The sequence below is a fragment of the Pseudomonas sp. S150 genome (genome assembly GCF_004526365.1).
In the GTDB taxonomy this organism is placed as follows: domain Bacteria; phylum Pseudomonadota; class Gammaproteobacteria; order Pseudomonadales; family Pseudomonadaceae; genus Aquipseudomonas; species Aquipseudomonas putida_A.
The window spans coordinates 2,224,824-2,250,229 of record NZ_CP038207.1; the positions used below are offsets into that span (position 1 = coordinate 2,224,824).

Annotated in this window: 14 protein-coding genes and 1 pseudogene; 8 read left to right on the forward strand and 7 right to left on the reverse strand. The window is 59.1% G+C overall.

The window, feature by feature from the left end; genetic code table 11:
* Window positions 1-217: 217 nt before the first annotated feature.
* Window positions 218-5,014 carry an Ig-like domain-containing protein gene (locus E3Z29_RS10315; protein ID WP_134785706.1) on the reverse strand — a complete coding sequence of 1,599 codons (4,797 nt, stop codon included), beginning with the start codon at window positions 5,012-5,014 and terminating at the stop codon, window positions 218-220.
* Between the two features lie 498 nt (window positions 5,015-5,512).
* On the opposite strand from E3Z29_RS10315, the gene E3Z29_RS10320 reads away from it, so the two are divergent.
* The 3 genes from E3Z29_RS10320 to E3Z29_RS10330 all read left to right on the forward strand — a co-directional run bounded on the left by E3Z29_RS10320 (window position 5,513) and on the right by E3Z29_RS10330 (window position 12,102).
* Window positions 5,513-7,462: a hypothetical protein gene (locus E3Z29_RS10320; RefSeq protein ID WP_167734101.1), complete on the forward strand. Its 1,950-nt coding sequence runs from the start codon at window positions 5,513-5,515 to the stop codon at window positions 7,460-7,462.
* Window positions 7,463-7,619: 157 nt separating this feature from the next.
* On the forward strand, window positions 7,620-9,572 hold the full coding sequence (locus E3Z29_RS10325) for a hypothetical protein (protein ID WP_177416191.1): 1,953 nt from the start codon (window positions 7,620-7,622) through the stop codon (window positions 9,570-9,572).
* Between the two features lie 283 nt (window positions 9,573-9,855).
* Window positions 9,856-12,102 (forward strand): autotransporter outer membrane beta-barrel domain-containing protein, encoded by a 2,247-nt coding sequence (locus tag E3Z29_RS10330; RefSeq protein ID WP_256662076.1) that lies wholly within the window; start codon window positions 9,856-9,858, stop codon window positions 12,100-12,102.
* Between the two features lie 114 nt (window positions 12,103-12,216).
* Here the strand turns inward: E3Z29_RS10330 and E3Z29_RS10335 are convergent, their stop codons facing one another.
* The 3 genes from E3Z29_RS10335 to E3Z29_RS10345 form a co-directional block, all read right to left on the reverse strand.
* Entirely contained in the window at window positions 12,217-13,710 is a 1,494-nt protein-coding gene (locus tag E3Z29_RS10335; protein WP_134785709.1) for a hypothetical protein, read from the reverse strand.
* Between the two features lie 223 nt (window positions 13,711-13,933).
* Window positions 13,934-14,329, reverse strand: coding sequence for a YbaN family protein (locus E3Z29_RS10340; protein WP_098967773.1), 396 nt, complete (start codon window positions 14,327-14,329; stop codon window positions 13,934-13,936).
* Between the two features lie 10 nt (window positions 14,330-14,339).
* Complete coding sequence (locus E3Z29_RS10345) at window positions 14,340-14,927, reverse strand: YecA family protein (RefSeq protein WP_007962155.1); 588 nt, start codon at window positions 14,925-14,927, stop codon at window positions 14,340-14,342.
* Between the two features lie 395 nt (window positions 14,928-15,322).
* Here E3Z29_RS10345 and recQ point away from each other — a divergent pair.
* From recQ to E3Z29_RS10360, 3 genes and pseudogenes are all read left to right on the forward strand, one after another.
* A pseudogene (gene recQ, locus E3Z29_RS10350) lies at window positions 15,323-17,452 on the forward strand (DNA helicase RecQ).
* Between the two features lie 133 nt (window positions 17,453-17,585).
* Window positions 17,586-18,020 (forward strand): MarR family transcriptional regulator, encoded by a 435-nt coding sequence (locus tag E3Z29_RS10355; RefSeq protein WP_134785710.1) that lies wholly within the window; start codon window positions 17,586-17,588, stop codon window positions 18,018-18,020.
* A gap of 127 nt (window positions 18,021-18,147) precedes the next feature.
* On the forward strand, window positions 18,148-19,920 hold the full coding sequence (locus tag E3Z29_RS10360) for a FimV/HubP family polar landmark protein (protein WP_134785711.1): 1,773 nt from the start codon (window positions 18,148-18,150) through the stop codon (window positions 19,918-19,920).
* A gap of 142 nt (window positions 19,921-20,062) precedes the next feature.
* Here E3Z29_RS10360 and E3Z29_RS10365 read toward each other — a convergent pair whose 3' ends face one another.
* Window positions 20,063-22,264 carry a patatin-like phospholipase family protein gene (locus E3Z29_RS10365; RefSeq protein ID WP_097090178.1) on the reverse strand — a complete coding sequence of 734 codons (2,202 nt, stop codon included), beginning with the start codon at window positions 22,262-22,264 and terminating at the stop codon, window positions 20,063-20,065.
* Between the two features lie 71 nt (window positions 22,265-22,335).
* Between E3Z29_RS10365 and E3Z29_RS10370 the strand changes: the two genes are divergently transcribed.
* On the forward strand, window positions 22,336-22,623 hold the full coding sequence (locus E3Z29_RS10370; RefSeq protein WP_027613985.1) for a SelT/SelW/SelH family protein: 288 nt from the start codon (window positions 22,336-22,338) through the stop codon (window positions 22,621-22,623).
* On the opposite strand, the gene E3Z29_RS10375 is transcribed toward E3Z29_RS10370, so the two are convergent.
* Together E3Z29_RS10375 and E3Z29_RS10380 are read right to left on the reverse strand one after the other, a co-directional pair.
* Window positions 22,617-23,510, reverse strand: coding sequence for a DMT family transporter (locus E3Z29_RS10375; protein WP_134785712.1), 894 nt, complete (start codon window positions 23,508-23,510; stop codon window positions 22,617-22,619). The two genes, E3Z29_RS10370 and E3Z29_RS10375, sit on opposite strands and share 7 nt — an antisense overlap.
* 74 nt (window positions 23,511-23,584) lie before the next feature.
* Complete coding sequence (locus tag E3Z29_RS10380) at window positions 23,585-24,349, reverse strand: AraC family transcriptional regulator (RefSeq protein ID WP_134785713.1); 765 nt, start codon at window positions 24,347-24,349, stop codon at window positions 23,585-23,587.
* Window positions 24,350-24,485: 136 nt separating this feature from the next.
* Here E3Z29_RS10380 and E3Z29_RS10385 point away from each other — a divergent pair, with 136 nt between their 5' ends.
* Window positions 24,486-25,301 carry a UDP-2,3-diacylglucosamine diphosphatase gene (locus E3Z29_RS10385; protein ID WP_007966031.1) on the forward strand — a complete coding sequence of 272 codons (816 nt, stop codon included), beginning with the start codon at window positions 24,486-24,488 and terminating at the stop codon, window positions 25,299-25,301.
* The last annotated feature ends 105 nt before the right edge of the window (window positions 25,302-25,406 follow it).

The window sequence follows — 25,406 nt, forward strand, 5'->3', positions numbered from 1 at the left end:
TCGTGGGAAAGCGTTACCCCTGCCAATAACCTTCTGTGTTTACTTCAGTTCATTGAAAACACACCAGCTTTAGGAGTAACTGCTAAGCCCCTCCCCATCAAGGAGAGGCGCTTAGCGTGGATTACCGTTTTTCGTGTCAGTGATGCAAAAGTGATTTCCTCTGATCTAAAGCATCGGGGGCATCTGTTCTTCACCAAATTGTAGGCAACAGAAGCCTTTAACTTCTGTAAGCAATTTCATATATAAGAAACATCTCCATAGCGCCTATCCCCTCCAAAATCGTCATCACAAATTTGATAGCGTTGAACGCTTGGCCGTTTTGTGGAGCGACGTCCCTCTCAAACCGTTCAAGACTGACGCCTTCGAAGAAGAGTATTGAGGAGACCACATCATTACTCTGTAGAAACTCAATCTGGATGCGGTGACGCCTAAGACTCTGAAACTCTCCCTTGATTGTCGCACTCTTGGCGTTCCCTTGTTTCAGTGCTACGGCATACCCAAATGCGGCTGGAGCAATTTGGCTGCTGATCTGCATCCAAAGAGTTCGGTTTTCTGTCACTTTGACCCAACGAAAATCCCGCCCTATGTCTGTAAATACCGTTAGTTTGGTGTGCGTCCCTTCGAGGGTTTCCCCTGGGTTTGTGACCCATTTTTCTTTTGGATATGAACCAAAGTTTTCGACGAGGTCAACGAGATCGACCACGTTCACTATCCACTCTCCCGACTCCGTTCCGCTGCCATACAACGCCTTGGCTTTGAACACATGCTTCGTACGCGTCAGTCCGGTCAGTTCAACCGTCCATATGCCATTTCCATTGGCCTCGACCCTTTTGCCAGTGGAGCTGTTACCGTCGAAAATTTCCACCTCAAGATACTTGGTCGCCGTCCCCCTCAGACGAATAGTGGTGTCAACAGTGCTTCCATCATTGCTGATTGGCTGCCCTTTGGAATCCTCCGCACCGGTGATGGCCGGCACGACCCCATTCAACACGGTCAGGCGCCAGGTATTCGACGGCGGGTTATTTGCGTATTGACCAATGGCTTTGAAGGTATGCAACACGTCCAGTGATAACCCGCTCACGGTACGGGTCAAGATGGAGTTGCTCTCTGCCTTGGCTTTGCCTTTGGAAACCGTACCGAGGAAAACTTCCACCTCCTTGCCGGCCGGCGCGGAGCCCTCGAGCGTGATACTGGTGTGCACGGTATAACCGTTATCGGGGATGTTCCATTTGCTTTCGTCTTGCACTGAGGTGATCGTGGGTGCAGCAGCTGCCACCACGTTCACCGCCCACTCCCCCGACTCCGTCCCGCTGCCATACAAGGCCTTGGCTTTGAACACATGCTTCCTACGTGTCAGCCCGGTCAGTTCAACCGTCCATATGCCATTTCCATTGGCCTCGACCCTTTTGCCAGTGGAGTTGTTACCGTCGAAAATTTCCACCTCAAGATACTTGGTCGCCGTCCCCCTCAGACGAATAGTGGTGTCAACAGTGCTTCCATCATTGCTGATTGGCTGCCCTTTGGAATCCTCCGCACCGGTGATGGCCGGCACGACCCCATTCAACACGGTCAGGCGCCAGGTATTCGACGGCGGGTTATTTGCGTATTGACCAATGGCCTTGAAAGTATGCAGCACGTCCAGCAATAACCCGCTCACGGTACGGGTCCAGATGGAGTTGCTCTCTGCCTTGGCTTTGCCTTTGGAAACCGTACCGAGGAAAACTTCCACCTCTTTGCCGGCCGGCGCGGAGCCAGTGAATGTGACGCTGGTGTGCACGGTGTAACCGTTTTCGCGGATGTTCCAGTTGCTCTCGTCTTTTACTGATGTGATGGCCGGTGTGTCGGCAGCCACCACTACGATGACCCGCGGAGCCGATTCAACCCCACCGCCATACTGGGCAGTAGCGGTGAAACTATGGGTGTCGGCACTCAGCCCCGTCACCAGGAACTCCCAGTCACCACTCTGTGGATCGACGTCGGCTGTACCTTTGACGGTGGTGCCGTCCTTGATCTGGACTTTCTGGCCTTTAGCCCCTTTGCCTTTAAGCGTGATCGAGGTGTCAACGGTCGTGGCGCCCGGGAGAATTTCTTCCCCTTTGGAGTTTTCCACCCGAGTGATAGTTGGTGCGGTAGGAGCGGTCACGACCACGACCCACGGATCCGATACCTGCTCATTGCCGTACTGGGCAGTGGCGGTGAAACTATGGGAGACAAGGGACAGCCCCGTCACCGGGAACTCCCAGTCACCACTCTGTGGATCGATGTCGGCAATGCCTATCTCGATATTGCCATCCTTGATCAGGACTTTCTGGCCTTTAGCCCCTTTCCCTTTAAGCGTGATAGAAGTGTCAACGGTCGTGGCGCCCGGGAGAATTTCTTCCCCTTTGGAGTCTTCCACACGGGTAATTTCTGGCCGCACATCCTCAACCGCTTTGATCGTGTAAGTGCGCACGGGGAAGGGCACCGCCTCGCTTTCATTCGTGCTCTTGTTGAACGTCGTTTTGCACTCGATGGTCAAGTCACTGCCATCTTTCAGGTTTTTCATTGCTGCTTGAGTGAGTCCGCGATTTTGGTAGCCCCTATCGATCAACGGCTGAGTGACAGGATCCCCAGGTGCAATATCGTTGATGTACGGAGTGTCGTTGGCATTGGTTCCGGTCAGACGCATCCACATACGCTGACCGGTAGCTATCAACGGCCAGACATCTATGCGAGCGACTGCGTTGGCAGTCAGATTAGCCACATTGAATTCCGGGCCTTCGCCATCGTTGTCGGCTTCCATGATCACCGGCGATTTCAAGCTTGAGTCCGGCAAGGTGCCAACATTCAACAACAGCGGCAACGAGGTCCGGGGCACACCGTTGCGGGTGACGGTTTTGCCCAGGTTGAATGCCAGCACGGTGACCGGCAGTTCGATTGTCAGCGTGGTTTCACTGATGGGTCTGGCCGGGGTGGTGTGCGAGCCGCCGGCGGCCGTGCCGGGTGCGCCGGTCCAGGTCACGCTGAGCAGATCGCTGAGCAGCAAGTCTTGCGAATCGATGTTGACGGTCAGGGCTTCCACGGCCTTGATCGGCTGCAAGGTAGTGCCATCGGCCTCGGCCTGCTGAACCTTCGGCCGGGTCAGCAGCACGGCTTCGCCGACAGTGAAATTCAACGTCCGCGAGTAGCTGACACGTTCCGGCGTGGCGCCTGCCGCCACCCTGAGGATTTCATACATCGCGTCCACAGTGCCGCCGCGATTGGGTTCGATGTGGGTCTGGACGAAGGTCGGGTTCAGGGTGAAATCGATGGCTCTACCGGCATTGAGCGAATTGATCGGCACCGAGTCGCTGGTCTTGCCGGTTTTCGAACCGCGCCAGGTATAGGTGACCTTGTCACCCGCTTTGGTGGGTTCGGCGGCAGCCGGGGCGGTCAGTTTGCTCGAACCGCCGGGCAGGTCGTCGGGTTCGAGTGTTCCGCCGGCCTCACCGAGGACGATGGGCGCGACCAGTTCCAGCAGCGGTTCACCCACCCGCAACAGAGCATGGTGCAGTGACTCGCGCTGAATGATGCCTCCATCGCTGCCCTCGGCCATCAGCACGTAGAACAAATCCAGCGTACCGCCCTCGATAGCTTTGAGGTGTTTGCCTTCGACGATGATCGGGATCGGTTCTTTGTCGTCGATATCGCCCTTGCTAAGGGTGTGCCAGTCCAGTTCCGGGTCGTAGACGCTGAAATCCTGGCGGGTGCCGACCCAGCGCAGAACGATGACCATGCCCTCCTGCATCATCGGATCGAAGGGGATGAAGGCGGTGGTGTTAACCAGATCAGGGTCAAGTGCCCCTTGTTGCGCATCCACGGCAATCGGCGCGAGCAGGCGTCGGGTTGCTCCGATGATACGGACGAAGCGCCCCTTGGAGGGGCGATCATCAGACCCGCTGCGTTCCACGCGATAACTGAACACGGCCTGGGTTTGGGCCAGCAAACGTATGTCGGCGCTTGGCAGGGCCAATTCGTAGATGTTGCCCACGCTGGTGAGTGGCTCGCCGCGGACTTCAACGTTGATTGGTTCGCCGTCCAGCGTGGTGCCCTTGCCCAGGCCGATGATCACATCACCGATCCGGAATTCAGGCGCATCGACCGCCACTTGCAAGGTCAGCGGCGCAGCTCCCAGTTTGTCCATGTCCACAACGCTATTGAAGGCCTCTTTGACCATGGGAGGCGACAGGCGCGTGTTGCCGGTATCGACGGCAATCTCTACTGCGGCGCACCAGTCTTCGGAACGGTTGTCGACAATGTCGTGTACTTCAAAGGCTACGGCCAGGCTGTCGGTATCGCCGGCTTCGAGGATGGTGGCCTTGTCGACATGGATGACCAGTGGATGGCCTTGCGGGTCATCGATGTGATCCTGGGTCACCCGTGGCGAATACAAAAACCAGCCGCCCCAGGTCAACTTGCAGTGGTCACCCACGGCCATGTTGGGGTAGGGCAACAGGCTGCTGCTGCCGGGTTTGGCCTTGATGATGATGTCGAGGCCGGTTTCGGCGGTTGCCTTGTCCACGCCATCGTTGATGATCCGCGGATCGATGTACATGTTCAGCTCGGAATGCCCCGGGGCACTGCCGTTTTCATCCTTGCCGCCGGGTTGCTCGAGTTTGACGAAGATATCGACCGGAGGCAGCGAAGTTTCCGGAGACTGGCTGAATACCTTGACCCGATATTGCAGCGTATAGGCCCCGGTCGCGAACTTCCGGGGCGGGACATACAGGGTGACACGCTCGCCGACATCCTCTGGCTTGACGATGGTGGTCTGGTCGACCTGAACACCGTCGAGCAGCAGCTCGATGTGGTCACCTAAACCCATAAGTTGCCAAGGTGGACAATAGACTTTCAGCCCCTTGTCGGGCGCCAGCAACTGCGCGGCGGCAATATTGATCCCCCACACCCCCCCATCCAGGGCCGGCTGCGTACGGTCGGGTATTTCCAGTTGCCGCAGAGTCTCGGGGGGCGGGAGGCGAGGGGGCTGAATAGGCATGCTGAAGACTCCAGGGCGTGGGAAGCAAAGGCTCTGGGTTATTTAGGGGCAGGTGGCGAGCGTTGGCTACTGTCAGAAATTACAGGTGAGGAGGTATTTGCGATGAACGGTCGTGAGGCGGGGTTTGCATGCCTGAAACTGCTTCCCAGTAGGCGTTGCCGCAGGGTAGTCGACTCTGCGGTGAACCCCAACCTATGGCGAGGGAGTCTGCTCCCGCTGGGTCGCGCGGCGAGTTCATCCCCCATTCTGCTCAACAAAAATGCAGCCTCACGCTGAGCTGACTGTTCAGTTATTTCCAGCGACTTCCCGACAAACGGTAAGCAAACCTAGTATTTCTGACAGTAGTCAGCTTTTTCCGCCAGGCATCTAATTGGGTCACAAACGTTCCACGCCATCGTCAGTCAACGGCCCGTTTTATCTTCACGACTGCCCTGCGCGAGAACACTGTCCGCTCAATTGCCGTGGAGTTTCGCAATGGTGCCCCCAGAAGAGTCGTCGATGGATCCGCAACACGCACGCGGCGATGACGAACCAAGTCTTGTGGTTATTCCAGAACCGATTGTTCCGGATATCCTGAAAGACGAAGAGGGTAATGAGAGCCCGGACGGGCTATTACCTCGCGATGTATTGAGTCGCGATTTGAAAATCACGATTCCGGCGTGGGACTTCTCGACAGAGCCGGAATTCGTAAAAGACGTCGTGTTGGTGGGCTTCAGGCGACGGGGGCTTCCCTTTGATGACGACACGGCGGGGGTGTTCCCGTTCGATATTCCCATTGATCCGGGTGACAAGATTGTTTCGGTGCCTCAAAGGGACCTGGCATCTGGCGTTTACGACCTGTCGTACAAGCTCAAGATTGGTGGCAACGACGCGGAATCGCTGAAAAAAACCATCACCGTCGATAGAGTGCCGCCGGATGACGGCCAGGAACCGGCGATGCTGGAACTGCTGGATCTTGTGGGCGACATCACCGATGACTATTTGGACGAGCACGGTCAGGTTCGTTTCAAAGTACGCCTCTATCTGGACGTGAAGGCCCGTGACCGGGCGATTTATTACTGGACGGACACCAACACGCCACCGGACTTCGAAACCGAAATCCGCGAGCAGGCGTTCAGTCAGTTGGATATCGATAACGATCAACTTATCATCACCGTCTACGCAGACGAAATTCGCCTGCGCGGTCATGGGCAGCGATACATCTATTATCGCTTGCGCGACTGGGCCGGAAACCGTGGACCGCGCTCGCGGCCGCTGCCTGTGTTCGTCGATCTGACCCCAGGGGTGCCCATTCACAAGCCTCCGCGCATCCCCCTGTCGGACAGAGGCTTGATCGATCGTCAGCACGCCCGGGAGGGGGCGGTCAACCAAGGGGCGGTAACGGTCGAAATCGATGCCTATGACAATCCGTTGAGCGGCGATCAGGTACTGCTGGACTGGGATGGCACTGTTCTGCCGCCGCAGTATGTCGACCCGGCCAACTTTCCTTGCGTGATCCCTGTGCCGTGGAGTGCGCTCACAGCCAAGGGGCTGGGTCCGGTGAATGCTCGTGTCACTTACCGCGTGCGCACAAGGGGCGTCGATAGCAAACCATCAATGGAAACCCTGGTATCGGTGAACCTGACGGTGGCAGGCCAGGATCACGCGAATGCGCCGGCGTTGTTGAACCCCAAGCTTGCCTTGCTGGAGATCTACGGCGCCAAATCCAAGGTGCTGAACACATTGCTTACCGAAGATTTCGGCGAGGACGCCGACGGCTTCCTGACATTGTTCGACGCACCTGAACGAGGACACACGATCGAAGTTTATTGGGGGAGCATCAGTACGCCCGTGGCGAGATACATCGTCCAGACCGGTGACGTTGCCGGCAAGAGAGTGCCGTTCAATATTCCATGGTCGGTCATTGACCAGGACCGGCTGAACCCGGCGTTGCCGGTTCATTACACCACCAGCAATGGCGTCAACCAGCAGTTGGCGCCATTCACGCCCGTCAAGGTGTCGATCATCATTATCGAAGGTCTCCAAGAGCCTTCGTTCCCTGACGCTGGCATCAGTGGGACGCTTGACTGCTGTGCGAAACCGCGTCTCTGGGAGCGGGTGCGCGTGAGGATTGAAGGCAACCCGGTGTTTGACGAGAAGGACATCGTGACTTTGTTCTGGCAGGGATGCGCGGGACCGAATGGCACCACGCCCATTCCCAAGGCCGCGGAACGGTTCTCGACCACCTTGAGTGCGGATCAGGCAAGAAACGGTTTTGAAGTGCATGTGACCGATTACGAAAGATTGATAGCGCCGATGCAAAACCGGGGTTCGGCGTTATGTCATTACACCTTGAAAAAGTTTACGGGTGGACGGGGTGTTTCAAAAAAAGATTTCGTGATTATCAATCGAACCATGGCCAGTGGTGCAGTGTGCTCACCCACTAATGAAACCTGTACGGAACCGTAACGGGTAATTGATTAATTAAAGTGCATTAGCCGTTTTTAGTCGGGACAGTCACGAGTATTTATTCGTGGCTGACAGAGAGTGTTGTGCCCGCATTTTGGGCGTTAGTTGATTGACAAAATTCCGGGCAGATAAAGCCCGTTTCTGAAGGAGCTGAAAAATGGCAAGTCCGAAACCATTGACGCCCGCTGAACAAAGTCGGGTCGATTATCTGAAAGTTCGCCGTGCTGTTACAAAAGCTGATGCACCCGTCATCAAAGTGCATCCAGATAACCCATTTCTAAGCGATACGTCGGATGATGAAGCCAATCAGATTCCGCTGAGCCAGCAGGGAAAGCCTTTCAAGTGTCTGGTTCCGAGACCTGCTGAGGCTGACGACCCGAAGATGATACCGGGCTTCATTCATCTGACGTTTGACGGAAGTCCGATAGTCTCTACTCGATACGATTATGTTACGCCGCTGAACCCCGATATTCTTGAAATCGACATGACGTTTCCTGTCGGATACACCGATAGGCCGGGGACACATGAGTTGGGATACTTTATCGATCAAGGCGGTAATGAGAGCAACTCTGTTCCGTTGAAGTGCAATGTTGATAGAACTCCTCCGCACCCGTTTTTTCCGGTTACTCTTCCGCAGGAAGTGATAGATGAAGGTATTACCAAAAAATATCTGGACGACATTGGTTTCGTAGCTATTAAGATTCCTGATTATGGAGATATGAGGATTGGCGATTTTATAGAGGTGTTATATGGGGACTCGATACCGTTGGCAGAGGTTGTCGATTCGATCACCCGGATTGATACCACCACTGAGATCGAGCTTGAACTTACCGCTGACCAAGTATTCAAGAAAGGTGAAGGGGATCACGCGCTTTTTTTCAGAGTCACCGACCGTAAGGGAAACCCAAGTGCTATTTCTCCATCAGTCCCCGTTACGGTCGTTCTGACAGACCCACCCGAGGGGCTGGTGGAGCTTAGTATTCCGCTGTTTGACGGTGTCGGTGACGGTCTGGTCGATCTGGCGGATGCGCAAAACCCTTTGGGCGTTAGAATCTTTAACGAATACACCAACTACTTGCCGGGAGATGAGTTGGTGGTGACCTACGACGGCATTCTGCAGATGGCGAAGACCATCAGCGGGTTCCCGGTTTACGTCGATATTTCATTCAAAGACGTGTTCAACAACGACCCTGGTGTAAAAACTGTAGCGGCCCGCTACCAAATCAAACGCGGCAGCACCTATTACCCGCCAACTCCGATTTCCAAAGATGTTGTCGTTGATTTGCGAAAGCCCGGTCTGCCGATTGATCCGGAAAATCCAGACCCGACCAATCCAATTCTGGCGTTGGTGACGGTTCAGGGTGATTCCGGAGGCGTAGTCAATACGTTGCGAGAAGCCGACAAAGATGGGGACGTTACTGTTACGGTCAATACCTATGCCGACGCCAAGGAAAATGACACCGTTCAACTTGAATATGCGGGCCAGCTTGTTTCTGAGGCGGATGGTGGCCTCGTTACGATTCCAAACACTATTCCCACATCGCTTGAGTGGAAAGTAAAGTGGGACGTTATTGCGGCGGCAGGTAACGGTGATCCAACGCACCCGATGGCTTACGTCATCGGTCATTCGCTGAACGACAACGTAGATATTTCAAAACCTCGGAATGTGGATGTGGAGATTCAAGTGGACACTGTCCCTGATCCGGCATTTTTACACCTTGATCCTAACTATACTGACTGGCTGAACTGCAAAGCCTTGCGTCTGGATCCCATCGAGGGTGTGGTGGTCGAGGTGCAGGTCCCGGGCGGGGAATTGGCACTGGCGAATCAAGAGCTGACATTCACCTATCAGGGTTATACCGACGACGGCGGTGCAAACCCCAAACCCGGGACAGACAAGGAGGTGCTCTACACACCGACAGATCAGGAGGCCGCGGCCGGCTTCATTGTGAAGATCCCATACGCGCCCTTGCTCGCGACTCTGAATGCGTGGGGTAGCGTCGGTTATACGGCTGTCATTAACGGGCGCGACGTTCCCTCCAAAGAGCATCTGGTCAAGGTGTACCTGGTCAATCCGGGTGATGGCGGAACTTGCCCGTTGCCTACCTGATTCAATGCGTTTCAAAGGAAACACGGGAGGCCGCTACGCCTCCCGTGTCCTCGCTGAAACGGTTGCTGAAACAGGCGGATCATTCCTCGAGCGGGAAAGGACTTTTCCGTCCGGAGCTAGGACTTCTCCTACATTTTTGCTTGACCCGGATAGGTATTGTTCGCGCCTTACAGTCTTTTGGCGTTTCTTCTGAAAGATGTGAGGTGACGAACATTCAGGAAGCCACGTCATGAACAAAAACCATGTTTCGCTGCAAAAAAATGCTGCGGCAGGACTCTTTAAAATGCTGGTCGTGCTGCCAGCATTTTTTTCTACCGGCGGGCATTCTTTTGCCGCCGTTATTGTCGATAACGGCAATACGCTGAATATCGATGCAAGCACACCACAGAGCGATTATCTGGTACGCAACGCAAGTGTGCTGAACATCGCGGGGGCCAGCACCCAGAGTCTGTCTGTCACGTCCGGATCAACGTTGAATATCAACGGCGCAACGGTCAATGCCGACAGTGGGCTGGTGGGTATCCGCATAACCGGCAGCACGGGTGATCTCACTCGCGCCATCGTGACCAGTGACTTTATGGGGCTGGCGGTCAATCGGTCTATCGGCTCGACCCTTAGCTCCAAGGTCACTGCAACCGACAGTCAATTCAAGGGTGGGGAAATCGGTGCTCAGGTCACCGGCTTGAGCACGCTCACGCTCATCAACAGTCAGGTGACGGGCACAGGGGCTGACAGTACCGGCCTGAACATATTGGGGGGGGATGTACGCGCCTCCGCAAACACGGTTATCAGCGGCGACAAGACCGGGGTGACTATGGGCAGGGATCCCTCGGGCCTGGGCAACAATTCACTGCGGCTCGACAACGCCAGTGTGGAAGGCCGCACCGGTGATGCGATTCTTGTGGACAAGGGCATCAATGCCACCCTTGAGGTGTTGAACCAGTCTTCCCTGACGGGGGGCAACGGCAACGTGCTGACGGTGCAGGGCGCTTCCACCGCGGGCATGTCTGTCAGCGACAGCACGCTGCAAGGCAACGTCAACGTCACCGGCAACAGTACCGCCAATCTCACCTTCGATCAGGGCAACATGAAGGGCGATGTGCTGGTCGAAAACGGTTCGACTGCCAACGTCACCCTGCAGAACAACTCGCAACTGACCGGCCGTCTCGACAAGGTCAACGGCGTGACCGTCAACAGCGGTTCTAGCTGGACCCTGACAGGCGCTGACACTGTAGGAACACTCGCCATGAATGGCGGGACGGTGCGCTTTGGTGCGCAGGATGTGCCTGATACGTTCTACCAGTTGAACGTCGGCACGCTGGCCGGCTCGCCGGATGGTTCCAGTACGTTCGAAATGAAGGGCAATTTCGCCACCGGTCAGCACGACTTCCTCAATGTCACGGGTGTAGCCAGCGGGCAATTCGGATTACTGGTGGCCGCTTCCGGTCTGGACGCGCTGAGCCCGCAGCAGTTGACCCTGGTGCACACCGCCGCCGGCGACGCGCAATTTGCCCTGAGAGGCGGGCATGTCGATCTGGGTACCTGGTCTTATAAACTTGATCGGCGAGAAGTGGGGGAGGGCGGAACGGAATGGTTTCTCGACCCGACCACCAAGACCATCAGCCCCGGGGCGAAATCGGTGCTGGCGCTGTTCAACGCTCCGGTGACACTGTTGGATGCCGAGGCGGGAACATTGCGCAGCCGCATGGGCGAGTTGCGTTTCAATGGGGGTGACACCGGCCTGTGGATGCGCACCTACGGCAACAAGTACACCATCAGCGCCGCTTCCGGCGTGGGTTATCAGCAGACCCAGCAAGGGCTTTCTCTGGGGGCGGATACGCACCTGGGCGACAGTCTGTGGGTGGCCGGGATCATGGGCGGCTACAGCCATACCAACCTGGACGTCGCACAGGGGACTTCGGGTACGGTTGACAGCTACTATCTGGGCCCTTACGTGACCTGGATGAACAAACAGAGCGGTTACTACTTTGATGCGCTGCTCAAGTTCAACCGCTTTCAGAGCGATACGAAAGTCGGCATGAGCGATGGCACCCGCGCCAAGGGCAGTTATGACAGCTCCGGTGTCAGCGCTTCGGCGGAGTTCGGTCGCCAGATCAAACTGGAGGATGGCTACTTCATCGAGCCGTACGGCAAACTGTCGACGGCGGTGATTCAGGGGCGCAACTTTGATCTGGACAATGGCATGGAGGCCGACGGCGATCGCAGCCGCTCGGTGCTGGGTGAAGCGGGCACCACTGTGGGCCGCAATTTCAACATGGGCAATGGCATGGTCGCCCAGCCTTATGTGCGCGTTGCGGTGCAGCACGAGTTCATCAATAACAACCGCGTGACGGTCAACGCTGATAATCAGTTCAACAACGACCTGTCTGGCACCCGTGGTGTGCTGGGAGCAGGCGTTGCAGTGGCATTGACCAAGGACCTGCAGGTGTATGCCGGTTACGACTACAGCCATGGCAAGTACATCAAGAAGCCGTATGACTTGAATGTCGGAGCGCGCTGGACCTGGTAAGCAGCCTCATGATGTGAATACCTGAAAACGCCTCGCACCTGCGGGGCGTTTTTTTGTGCTGGCCTGCCGGGCAACCCGCTGTCCGGGCCGGCGGGTTGACCTGAAACCTGCGACTCAGGTGAATCGCAACACGTTGATTTCCTGATGCCCGGACTCATGCGTGCCCCGCCAGTGCGGCCCGTCACGGGACACCTGGTAGAACAGATTCAGTGCACCGTTCTCCAGCACCCGCAGATGTTTTCCCGGCACGTACAAGGTCACGAGAGGATTTTCCACGTCCTCCGGGCTGACGATGTGCCGAGCCTCATACAAGTAGGGAATGCCATTGGCCTTGGTGCCCAGCCAGGCCATGTTGACGATATCGTCCGTGGTCATGCCCGGGTACTGAATGTTCACGGTGGCCGATGTGATATCGGCGCTCACCGTATTGCCCGCGGCTTCGCTTAGGACCGGCGCGGGGATCCGGCCTTCCACGCTGGCGAGTTCGTGCCTGGAGGGGAGCGCAGAGCCGTCGTCCTTTTTGTAGCGCACATACGATGCGTCTGCAGTTCCCCTGGCAATCGCCCGAACCTGCGCATTCGGAATCTGAAATATGAGGATGCTGGGGAAGCTTTCCACCCTCTGGGATTGTCGGTTGGGCAACGGAGCACCGGTGGGTGGTGTGCCTACCCAGGTCATGGTGACGGTGTCACCCACCTCGAAATCGCTGGTGGAGGCGCGAACATGTACGTTGACATCGCGATTGTTCAATTTGTCGAGATCGATAATGCCGTTGACTGACTCCTGGATAATCGGCTCACCCAACTGCCGGATTCTGGACATGACTTTGACTGGGGTCCTCAGCGACCACTTCTCGGAGTGGTTGAATACCTCGTCATGGATCCCGTAATGCACCACCTGCGCGTCGCCGTCGCCACCGGCCACAATATCGTCCTTGTGTGCGGTGATCTCGATATGTGCCGTGCCGGCTGCTTCATCGGCGCTGACGGTATGAGGTGGCAAGAAGGCATTGCCCCATTGCACCTGGATAACGTCGCGCACGGCGATGTTCGGGTAGCGAGGAATACCCATCGGCACACCCGCGGCTGCCGAAACCGCATCCACACCGTTAACGATGACGTCGCGCGGCAGCTGCACGATGTGCAATTTTGCATGTCCGGGCAAATGGGGGTCATCGTCTTTGCCGCCCGGCAGATCCAGCTTCACCAGTATTCGCAAGGGCGTGGCGGGCTCGTCGGGGATGGTGCTGCCTGCGCGGGTCAGTACGTAGTAGACCTCGTCGACCCAGCCGGGAAGGATGTTCGTCACAGGCAGGAAGAAAAACACCGGTTGGTTGCTGCCGTCTTCGTCATCCTGCAGAACCCGGGTAAAGATCTTGTGGTCCTTGCCCCAATAGATATCGAGCGTGTCACCTTTGCGCATGGGTTCGGCGTAGGCATCGACGGCGCAGAACAAACCGTCGGGATACCGGTAGTAGGTTTTGCAGTTGATACCGCCGTCCCCATCGACGATCGGCTCTATCATGGCCGAAATCCGCAAGGGACGCAGTTTCAGGCCCGGAATTTCAGTCTGCAAGCGTGGAAACAGGAAGGAGTGAAAGTGCGTCATGACGAAAAACCTCGGCGAAGGACAGGTGGCTCTGCGAGGAAGGCGTTGATTGATTGGGCCTGATATGGCGAGTATTGCCTACTGTCAGAAATAACAGGTAAGAGGTTTTTTCCGACGAGCGGTCAGTGGCAGGGCACTTGGATAACTGGCTCGAAACACACGAAACAGACAGCTTGAGGCGCTGTATCGGGAGTAAATGCAGATGTAGCGGGGGCGGCGGTATTCAGGATTTATCCAAAGTCTTTTGCCGAAGGATGTACACCGTCACCAACACCGCGCTGGTCAACATGAACCCCCGTGCCCACGGCAGCGGCACCAGGTAGCACGAGAACAGAATGCTCGCCCACATCAGCCCGATCGCGTAGACCTTGCCCTTGAGCGGAATGCCGTTGCCGTCGAGGTAGTCGCGGATCCATGGCCCGAGCTTCGGGTGCTCGACCAGCCATTGATAGAAACGCGGAGAGCTGCGCGCGAAACAGGCGGCCGCCAGCAAAAGGAAAGGGGTGGTGGGCAGAACCGGCAGGAAAATCCCGATCACCCCCAATGCCACGCTGAGCCAGCCGACGGCCAGCAGGAAGTAGCGCAACATCAGGGAGCGGTTGCCTATGGGGTTGTCCATAGGCCGGATCTTAGTGGTGACGTGGCTTGAGGATCGCCGGTTTTTCGTCTGGCGCCTGGCACAGCAGGTACAGCGCGGTCAGGGCTTCCGGGATCTGCACGATCATGTCGTCCATCAGGTTGGCGTCCTTGGCGATGTCTTCGAACTCTGGCTGCTCGTCGAACAAGCCCGAACCGACCATGATCGGCAGGAGCATTTCGCTGACTTCTTCTTCAGCGGTTTCGAACCAGGCCGCTTCACGCAGGAATACGCCTTCCATGAAGCCGATGCACCAGCCGCGCAGTTCGGAGTCGTCCGGCTCGTCGCCCAGGTCCAGGTCGCACGGCAGTTCGAATTCTTCGTCGGACGCCAGTTGACGGGCGATGTGTGCCTTGAGACCAATCAGCGTGGCTTCGATTTCTTCGCGCTGGGCTTCGCTGCTGTAATGCGGCTCTTCGGCGAACAGGGCGTCGATCCACTCACGCTCCGGTACGTCTTCTGCACAGATTGACAGGGCGGTCAGGTAACCGTGGGCGGCCACGTAATCCAGCGCCTCTTCGTGCAGCTCGTCGGCGTCGAGAAAGACTTGCAGGCGGGTTAGTTGCTCAGCGAAGGACATTACGGGGCTACCTTGGGGGAATAAACAATGCGGGAATTCTAGGCCTTCTTGAGCGCTCAAGCCAGCCGCACGGCAGATTTGCCGCAATTACAGGCAACACGAATATCCCTGTGGGAGCGGGCTTGCTCGCGAATACGGCGTATCAGACACTTTTGCATCGACCGGCACGCCGCCTTCGCGAGCAAGCCCGCTCCCACAGGGTTTTCGTGTTGGCGGCTAGCGGAGTCTTATCAGCGGCACCCTGTGCCGGGGAACGCTCGGGTATACTGCCGCGTTTTGCGCTCCCTGCTCGTATTGCGGTGGTCTGGCAATGCGCTCTTACGTTTTGTTTAAGCAGCTGTGGCTGTCCTGAACCAGCCTGTGCAGGGATGTTTCGGTAGATTTTTGGAGTTTTTATGCTCGAACAGGCTCAACGCGTCCTCAAGGACATCTTCGGCTACGACAGTTTCCGTGGCCGTCAGGGTGCAATCATTGAGCGCGTGGCCAGCGGCGGTGATGCGCTGGTGCTGATGCCTACCGGTGGCGGCAAGTCCTTGTGCTTCCAGGTCCCGGCGCTGCTGCGCGAGGGCTTGGCGGTGGTGGTGTCGCCGTTGATCGCCTTGATGGACGATCAGGTCGCTACCCTCGAAGAGCTGGGCGTGGCCGCCGCGGCGCTGAATTCCACGTTGAGTGCCGAACAGCAGCGCGATCTGGCGGCGCGGATCAAACGCGGTGAAGTGAAGATGCTCTATCTGGCGCCCGAGCGTCTGGTGCAGCCGCGCATGCTGTCGTTCCTGCAAGGCTTGAACATCGCCCTGTTCGCCATCGACGAAGCGCACTGCGTGTCGCAATGGGGCCATGATTTCCGCCCGGAATACCTGCAACTGGGCCAGTTGGCGGAAATGTTCCCCGACGTACCGCGCATCGCCCTGACTGCCACCGCCGACAAGCGTACCCGCGAAGAAATCGTCACCCGCCTACACCTGCAGAACGCCGAGCGTTTCCTGTCGAGCTTCGACCGCCCGAACATCTTCTACCGCATCGTGCCCAAGGAACAGCCGCGCAAGCAGTTGCTCGCGTTCCTTGCCGAGCGGCGCAGCGATGCCGGCATCGTCTACTGCCTGTCGCGCAAGAAGGTCGAGGAAGTCGCCGCGTTCCTCAGCGAGCAGGGCTTCCCGGCGCTGCCGTATCACGCCGGTCTGCCCAATGATCTGCGCGCCTACCACCAGAAACGCTTCCTCAACGAGGAAGGCCTGATCATGGTCGCCACCGTGGCGTTCGGCATGGGCATCGACAAGCCCAACGTGCGTTTCGTCGCGCACCTCGATCTGCCGAAATCCCTGGAAGCCTATTACCAGGAAACCGGGCGCGGCGGCCGTGATGGCCTGCCGGCGGATGCGTGGATGGCGTACGGTCTGCAAGACGTGGTGATGCTCAAGCAGATGCTGCAGAACTCCGAGGGCGACGAGCGCCACAAGCGTCTGGAGCAGCACAAACTCGATGCGATGCTCTCGCTCTGCGAAGAAACCCGCTGCCGCCGGCAGACGCTGTTGGCGTATTTCGACGAAGACATGCCCGAGCCGTGCGGCCACTGCGACAACTGCGTCGACGGCGTGCAGACCTGGGACGCCACCGAGCCGGCGCGCCAGGCACTGTCGGCAATCTATCGCACCGGCCAGCGCTATGGCGTCGGCCATCTGGTGGACGGTTGCTGGGCAAGGACAACGAGAAGGTCCGCAGCTTTGGCCATCAGCACCTGTCGGTGTACGGCGTCGGCAAGGCGCTGAGCGAGAGCGAATGGCGCTCGTTGTTCCGGCAACTGGTGGCGCGTGGTCTGGCCGACGTCGATCATGAAGGCTACGGTGGCCTGCGCCTGAGCGATACCTGCCGGCCATTGCTCAAGGGCGAAGTGAGCCTGGAGCTGCGCCGCGACCTCAAGCCGCAAGTCACCGCCAAGACCGCCAGCAAGAGTCCGGCCAGTCAGCTGGTGCGTGGCGAAGAGCGCGAACAGTGGGAAGCCTTGCGTGCACTGCGGCGCAAACTCGCCGAAGAGCATGGCGTGCCACCGTACGTCATCTTCCCCCGATTCGACCCTGCTGGAAATGCTCCGCAGCCAGCCGACCTCGCTGGCCGACATGGCGCGGGTCAGCGGTGTTGGTGCGCGCAAGCTGGAACGTTACGGCGAAGCCTTCCTGGAAGTGCTCGGCGGCGAGGCCGAGGCGCCGAAAGTGGTGGCCGATGTGCGTCACGAACTGATCACCCTTGCCCGCGCCGGCATGACCCCGATGCAGATCGCCGGGCAGTTGCAGTGCTCGGAAAAGAACGTCTACACGATGCTCGCCGAGGCCATTGGCAAACAGCAGTTGTCGCTGGAGCAGGCGCTCGATTTGCCTGAAGAACTGATGGGCGAAGTGCAAGACGCGTTCCTCGACGGCGAGGGCGAGTTGCCGTCGGTCGCCGAGGTGGCCGAGCTGTTCGCCGGTCGGGTTCCGGAAGGTGTTCTTTACTGCGTAAGGGCTGCGCTGCAATCGGAATTCGAAATGTAAGAGGGCGATTGCGCCAACCGTCAGGCAGTTGTAACGATTCAGTACAGGTCGGCTCTTGCCTATAGCCAAATGTCATGCTTAGCTGACTAATAATTAGTTTTTCTCTATTTATCAGTCTACTCATGAGTGTTTTATGCCGTTAACCGATCAACACCGCTTTGGCATGCAACTGGCCCAGATGTCCCGTGGCTGGCGTGCCGAACTGGACCGCCGGCTGGCCGGTCTGGGTTTGTCCCAGGCCCGCTGGCTGGTGCTGCTGCATCTGGCGCGTTTCGAAGACGCGCCGACCCAACGTGAGCTGGCGCAAAGCGTCGGTGTCGAAGGGCCGACCCTCGCGCGCTTGCTCGACAGCCTGGAAGGCCAGGGCCTGGTGCAACGTCAGTCAGTGATGGAAGACCGTCGGGCGAAAAAAATCGTCCTCTGCGCCCCGGCGCTGCCGCTGATCGAACAAATCGAAACCATTGCCACGCAACTGCGCCACGAATTGTTCGAAGGCGTCGACGAGGCGGATCTGAAGGTGTGCATGCGCGTTCACGGGCACATTCTGGCCAACCTGGAAAAATCTTGAGGCATAACCGCGTGCCGGTTTTTTGAGGGATCGCGCTGAGCAGACTATAAGAACTACTGGGCAATATCGTGTTCGTACCGGATGTGCGAACGCATAGAAACCGGTTTTGCTTATTTAAGGGATGCTCATGCACGCAAGTCGGCACGTGGTACTGCGCGGTGGCGCCAGATGGCTGCTGGTCGCTGGTGTATTCAGCTATTCGACCTGGTCGATGGCACTGGGGCTGGGCGACATTACCGTCCACTCGGGCCTCAATCAGCCGCTCAAGGCCGACATCGCGCTGGTGGATGCCGCTGGCCTCAGTGCCAGCGACCTCTCGGCCAGCCTGGCCACAGCGGATGAATTCGGCCGGGCCGGAGTCGAGCGGGTGTTTTTCCTCAATGACCTAAAGTTCACCCCGATCCTGCATGGCGATCGCCAGATGATCCGGGTGACCTCGCGCAAACCGGTCAATGAACCCTTTCTGAATTTTCTGGTGCAGCTCGATCAGCCCAATGGCCGCCTGCTGCGCGAGTACACGCTGCTGATCGATCCGCCCGGATCGCCAAGCATCGTGCCGGCCACCGACGAGCCCGATCCACGCCCGCAATCCTCTGAATTCCCCACCGTCGAGCCCGCCACGGCGGCGCCTCAGGCTGCTCAGGGCAAGCGCGACGCCGCCCCTTCAGCGCCACCCCCTCCGGCGACGGCGGCGCCAGCCAACGATGCCGTGGCCGAGCAATTGGCGGCCAGCGCGTTACTCAATCAGCAGCTGCAAAAGACCGTCGAGGAACTCAACACAAAACTGCAGGCGCAGGATATCCAGCTAGCCGACGGCAAAAAGCAGATCAGTGATCTGCAAACGCGTTTGAGCGAACTGCAACAGCCGCCGGCACCGGCCCTCACGCCGCCAACTCCCGCGCCAGTCACCACTGCGCCTGAAGCTGCCGACGATGGTCTCAACTGGCCGCTGCTCGGTGGCTTGCTGATGCTGCTGGGATTATTGGGTGCCGGGCTGTTCGTACGACGTCGGCGGCAACTGGTGGAGGGCGCGGCGCCACTGGCAGCTCTGCCGGCAGATCGGCAAACAGATCCTGAAGACCCGCCAACCACTCAATCGGCGAGCATCCGCGCAGCCACCGAACACCGTGAAGAACCGGCGGCCGGCGATGTGCTGGAGGCGGTGGGGATCTATCTGGCTTATGGTCGTTTGAGTGAGGCGGTCGGGTTGTTGCGCAATGCCATGGACAAGGAGCCCGAGCGCACCGAATTGGGTGTGCAATTGCTCGAAGTGCTGGGGCGGCAGGGCGACAGCGCTGCTTATGAACAACAGGAACACCGCCTGCGTGATGCCGGGGTGGATCCTCAGCAACTGGCTGCGATCCGAGAGCGGCATTCAAAATTGACCGGCGCTGCGCCGATAACCCCGGTGCTGCCAATTGCCGCCGCCGCAGCGGTGGCGCCTGCGCCACCGGCGGCCGAGGATGATTTCGAGTTGAATCTGGGTGAGCTGTCGATGGCGTCCAGTTGGGATCTTGAAGACAGTCGTTCGACACCTGAGCAGCCCGTAGAGCGGACTGCATCGAACTCCGATCTCGAGATCCTGCCGCCGGACTTCGAGCTGCCCGAAACGGTGGCCAGCGAAGAGGCGGAGCTGGAGTGGATCCCCGAACCGGACGCGCAGCCGCTGGACGATGACTTTCTTAACGAATTCGGCGACCCGGGCGAGTTGCTGGCGCTGGAGCCGCTGGATCTAGCGGCGACTGAGCCGGAACACGGCTCGGAGAAACTCGAACAGGCACAGACCTGCATTGATGATGGGGATATCGACAGCGCGATTGCCTTGCTCAATGAGTTGCTCAAGGAAGGGGATGAACCCCTCAGGCAAACGGCACGGACGTTACTCGCGGGTATTCGCTGATAGTTGAGTCACCGGAATTGTGCGGTGACCGGACTATCGCCTTCGCGAGCAAGCCCGCTCCCACAGTTGGAATGCGTTCCAGTGTGGGAGCGGGCTTGCTCGCGAAGGCGGCCTGGCAGGCAATATAGATCCACCTGAATGATCAGAACGTCTGCCCCAGATTCAAATAAACCGCCTGCTCATTCGCATCATTCAAGCCATACGTGAAATTCAACGGCCCCAACGGCGTATCGAAGCCGATGAACACACTGGCGGCATTGATGTAGCCACTGTCGAATTCATTGTCGTTGTTCCACGCCCGGCCACGTTCCAGCGAAGCTCCGGCATACAGCGGGAAGTCCAGCGGCAGATAGGAACGCGGCGTCAACCGGCGGTAATACACCGCGCGCATCAGGCTGACGTTTTGCCCGGAAATAGAATCCTCGCGAAAGCCTGATAACTGCCGCGCACCACCGAGCAGGAAGCTCGACGTCACCACATTGGCATCGTCCAGCGTTCGGCCATAACGGCCGCCGAGAATCAGTGTATCCGGGCCATGGCTCATGGCTTTATCGAGCTTGAATTCCCACTGCCGGTAGCGCGTGTCCGAGCCGAGGCCCGGTTCGAATTGCATCAGGGTCAGGCTGACGTCCTTGCCCTCGTGGGGGAAGTAGACGTTGTCCAGCGAGTCGAACGAGTACTTCAGCGAGTAGAACCCTTCAGTGAAGTTTTCTCTCGGCAGGTCCTGATCGCCGATGCGCACATCCGCTTTACCCCAGGCCTCGCCGACCCCGAAGCGGATTTCACCGTTATTGCCGATCTGCCGGCCGAAATTGAGGCCGAAACCGTAGCGTTCGACGCGATATTGGGCGATCGGGTCGTTGTCGAGCACCGCATCGACGTTCTGCGCTTCAAACGCAGCATACGGGGCGACGAAGTAGCGCGAGCCGACGTCCAGCGGCTGATAGAACTCGGTGTAGAGCTCCTGTTTGTCGCCGATTTGTGCGCGGGTCAGCCATTCCGCGCCGAGGCGGTTGATGCCGTTGATGCGGTAGCTGGCGCCGAGATTGAAGGCGCTGTCACCGCGCATGTCGTCTGACAGGTTCAGGCCGACCCGCAGGTAATCGGTGCCGCTGCGTTTGCCCCGGGCGCTGATCACTAGCGTGTGATCCTGGCCCTTGTGCACTACGCGGTACTGCACCTGTTCGAAGTAATCCAGGCCGTACAGCGTGCCCATGTCCGAGTGCAGTCGGCCCAGATCCAGCGGCTCGCCGATCGGCTGACGGATGTAATAGCGAATCACCTCATCGCCGACTTTCGAGTCGTTCTCGACCCTGATCGCGGTGATGATCGGCGTGCGCTGGCCTGGGGCGCGGGCCGCATTGAGTTCGGCGTCTTGAGATTGCTGAGGTTTGAGCTGAGCGAGGCGGGCGTCGAGAATCCGCGTGGCGCGGTAACCGGCGTCAATCATCTCCTGGGCCTTGCCGAAATCGGTGACGCCGAATGCCGCCAGCGCCGGCTGGATCAGCACGTCGGTGGGTTTGAGGGCGGCCAGTTGTTCTTCGGAGTTGCGCCGGGTCATCAGGGTGATCGACTGGTTCAGCACATCGACCACGGTGGTCAGTTGTTTGCGGTTGCGCAGTGGCGTACCGATGTCGACCACGATTGCCACGTCGACGCCCATCTCCCGCGCGACGTCGAGCGGGATGTTGTCAGTCATGCCACCGTCCACCAGCAGCCGTCCGTCCAGTTCGACCGGGGCAAACACCGCTGGAATCGACATGCTGGCGCGGATCACCTGCGGCAGGTGGCCTTTGCGGAACACCACTTTTTCGCCGTTGGCGATGTCGGTGGCGACGGCGCGGAACGGGATCGGCAGCTTGTCGAAGTCGCGGGTGTCACTGGTGTGCGCCAACAGGCTCTCCAGCATCAGCGCCAGGTTCTGGCCCTGAATCACCCCCAGTGGCAGGCCGAGGCTGCCATCATCGCGAAAACTCAGTTGCTGTTTCACCAGAAAATCGCGGTCGTCCTGCTTGCGGCGAAACGGCACGTCCTCGCGTGGCGGCGCGTCGGACAGCGCCTGCTGCCAGTCGATGTTCAGCGCGAGCTTTTCCAGTTCATCGATCTTGTAGCCCGAGGCATACAGGCCACCAACCACCGCGCCCATGCTGGTACCGGCAATCGCGTCAATCTTGATGCCTTGCTCCTCAAGTGCCTTGAGCACGCCGATGTGCGCCAGGCCACGGGCGGCGCCACCGGACAGCACCAGGCCGACTTTCGGGCGGGGCGCTTCGGCGGCATGCACGGTGACATTAGCAAAGAGGGGCAGAAAGCCAAGCAGCAGGCAGAACAGCAAACGGCGCATGGTGAGTCTCGGGGCAAGCGATAAAGCCGGCTATTATAGCGGCGCCCTCTGTCTCAGGAGTTTCAGCGAACATGTCTGCTGCAAAACCGGAAATCGTCATCACTTATTGCACCCAATGCCAGTGGCTGCTGCGCGCCGCGTGGCTGGCGCAGGAGCTGCTCAGCACCTTCGGCGACGACCTCGGCAAGGTGTCGCTGGTGCCGGGCACCGGCGGGGTGTTTCACATCAGCTGCGACGACGTGCAGATCTGGGAGCGCAAGGCCGACGGTGGTTTTCCCGAGGCCAAGGTGCTCAAGCAGCGGGTGCGCGATCAGATCGACCCTGAGCGCGACCTCGGCCACAACGACCGCACTCAGTGAGACGCGGCTTCGGCGGCGACGGTTTTCTTGTCGGCGCTGCCTGACATCCGCGCCGAGACCACGATGGCGATAATGATCAGCGCGCCACCGATCAGCATGCGCACGGTGGGGTTTTCATCGAACAGCAGCCAGGCGATGGTGATGCCGTAGACCGGCTCCATGGCGAACACCACGGCGGCGGTGCGCGCCTTGATCACCGCGAGGCTGGCGACGAACAGGCTGTGCGCGACCCCGGTGCAGAACACCCCGAGCAGCCCGATCCACAGCCAGTCCAGCGCGCGCACTTCGCTCAGTTGCGGCGCAGCCACCGGCAGCAGACACAGCGCCACCACCACGTTCTGGCACAGCGCGGCCTGCACCGCCGGGATGCGTCCGGAGCTGGCGCGGTTGGTCAGCGAGAGCAGGGCGAACAGCAAGCCCGACAGCACCGCCCAGAGCAACCCGGTGGTGGCGCCGCTGGCCAGATCGAACGCCGGGGTCACCAGCACCAGACCGACGCTGACCAGCACCACCAGCACGATTTCATTGGCGCGGATGCGTTCGCGGAAAATCAGCCCTTCGAGAATCACGGTGAACGCCGGGAAGCTGGCAAAACCCAAGGTCGCGATGGCGACGCCAGCGACCTTCACCGCGATGAAAAAACTCACCCAGTGCCCGGCCAGCAACACGCCGCTGAGCGCCAGGCGCCGCCAGTCGACCGCCTGCAGTTTCTGCCAGCCGTGCTGACTGGCGAAGCGGGCGAAAAAGGCCAGGGCGAGCACGGCAAACGCCGCACGCCCGAAGACGATCACCGCCGGCGAGGCGGCCGCGAGTTTGCCGAACACACCGGTCAAGCCGAACATCAGAGCGCCAATGTGCAGGGCGCCGAGGGCGGTACGCGGAGTCATTGCAATCCTTAATCCGAACACGGTTTCAATGTTGCCCATTGAAACGTGTTGCGGCGCAGAAGTCTGTCGGCGAACTAGCGTTTTTTGTCGCAGGAGTCGCGGCGCAATTGTCCCGGTGAGGCGCCGAACTCGCGCAGCACCGCCGCCGCGAACGCGCTCTGCGAACTGTAGCCGACCCGACTGGCGATCTCGCCGATCGGCAGCGCCGTCTCGCGCAGCAGGCAGACTGCCTTGTGCAGCCGTCGGCTGCGAATGTATTCCATCGGCGTTTGTCCGCATTCAGCCATGAACCGCGCATGCAGGCGGGCGCTGGACAAGCCGGCGATCTGCGCCAGATCGGCCACCTGCAGCGGGTAGGCGGCGTATTGTTCGATGTGCGTATCCAGCGCTGCGTAGGGCAGGCGCCGCGCCGAATGTTCGGCAGGTCTGGCGTGATTCAGGCTGGCCAGCAGCAACACCGCGCCTTGCTGCGCGATCAGCGGATCGCTGACCGGGCTGTGCGCCAGCCAGTGGACCAATTGGCTTTGCCCGGCATCAAGCGACAATCGCGCAGGCTGGTCGAGCAAGCGCTGACTGGCGTCGGCGTGCTCGCCCAGCGAATCGTTCAGCCATGGCCCGTCGGGTACGTCCAGCACCAGACAACGGCTGCCATCCGGGCTGCCGCAGGCGTGATGCGCGCCGCCGGGGACGACCACGAAACTCTGCTGGCGCACCTGGCTGCCCTGACCCTCGACTTCGAAATCCAGCGCGCCGGACAGCCCGAACACCAGTTGCGCGTGGTCGTGGCTGTGGACGATCAGGTCGTGGGTGTATTGGCGCAGAGTGAGGATCGGGCGCATGGAAGAAGTCTCCGAAGTGAGCGCCAGTCTACACCGGGGCGACGGGCTTGCGCGCTGTCACACGACTGACGCCTGTCTGTCATGGTCGATTCACCCGGCACGTGCACAGTGGCGAAAACATCGCAGAGGGTTGCCCATGACCAGCGCCGAGCTCGCCAAACCCAGCCGCAAACAACGGGTGCGTACCTTGTGGATTTCCGACGTGCACCTGGGCACGCGGGATTGCCAGGCCGAGCACTTGTCGCAATTTCTCAAGGGCTACCACGCCGACAAGATCTATCTGGTCGGTGACATCATCGACGGCTGGAAGCTGCGCGGTGGCATGTACTGGCCGCAGGCGCACACCAACGTGATCCGTCGCCTGCTGACCATGAGCAAGCGCGGCACCGAGGTGATCTACGTCACCGGCAACCACGACGAATTCCTGCGCCGTTATTCGAAGCTGATCCTCGGCAACATCCAGTTGGTCGACGAGGCCGTTCACGTCACGGCGGATGGCCGGCACCTGCTGGTGATCCATGGAGACCAGTTCGACGTGATCACCCGCTACCACCGCTGGCTGGCCTTCCTCGGCGACTCGGCCTACGAATTCACCCTGACCCTCAACCGCTGGCTCAATCACTGGCGAGCGCGTTATGGCTACGGCTACTGGTCGTTGTCGGCGTACCTGAAACACAAGGTGAAGACGGCAGTGAGCTTCATCAGCGACTTCGAAGAAGCCATCGCCCACGAATGCGTGAAGCGCGAATTGCACGGCGTGGTCTGCGGGCACATTCACCATGCCGAGATCCGCAAGGTCGGCGAGGTGGACTACCTCAATTGCGGCGATTGGGTGGAATCGTGCACAGCATTGATCGAGCACTGGGATGGCACGATCGAGCTGTATCGCCTGGCGGATGCACAGGCGCGGGAGGCACAGCTCAAGGCCGCCAAGGTTGCCGAGATTGCCTAGACCCCAGATATCTCCTGTGGGAGGGGGCTTGCTCCCGAATGCGGTGTATCAGTAAGTACATGTTTGTCTGACACACCGCCTTCGGGAGCAAGCCCCCTCCCACAT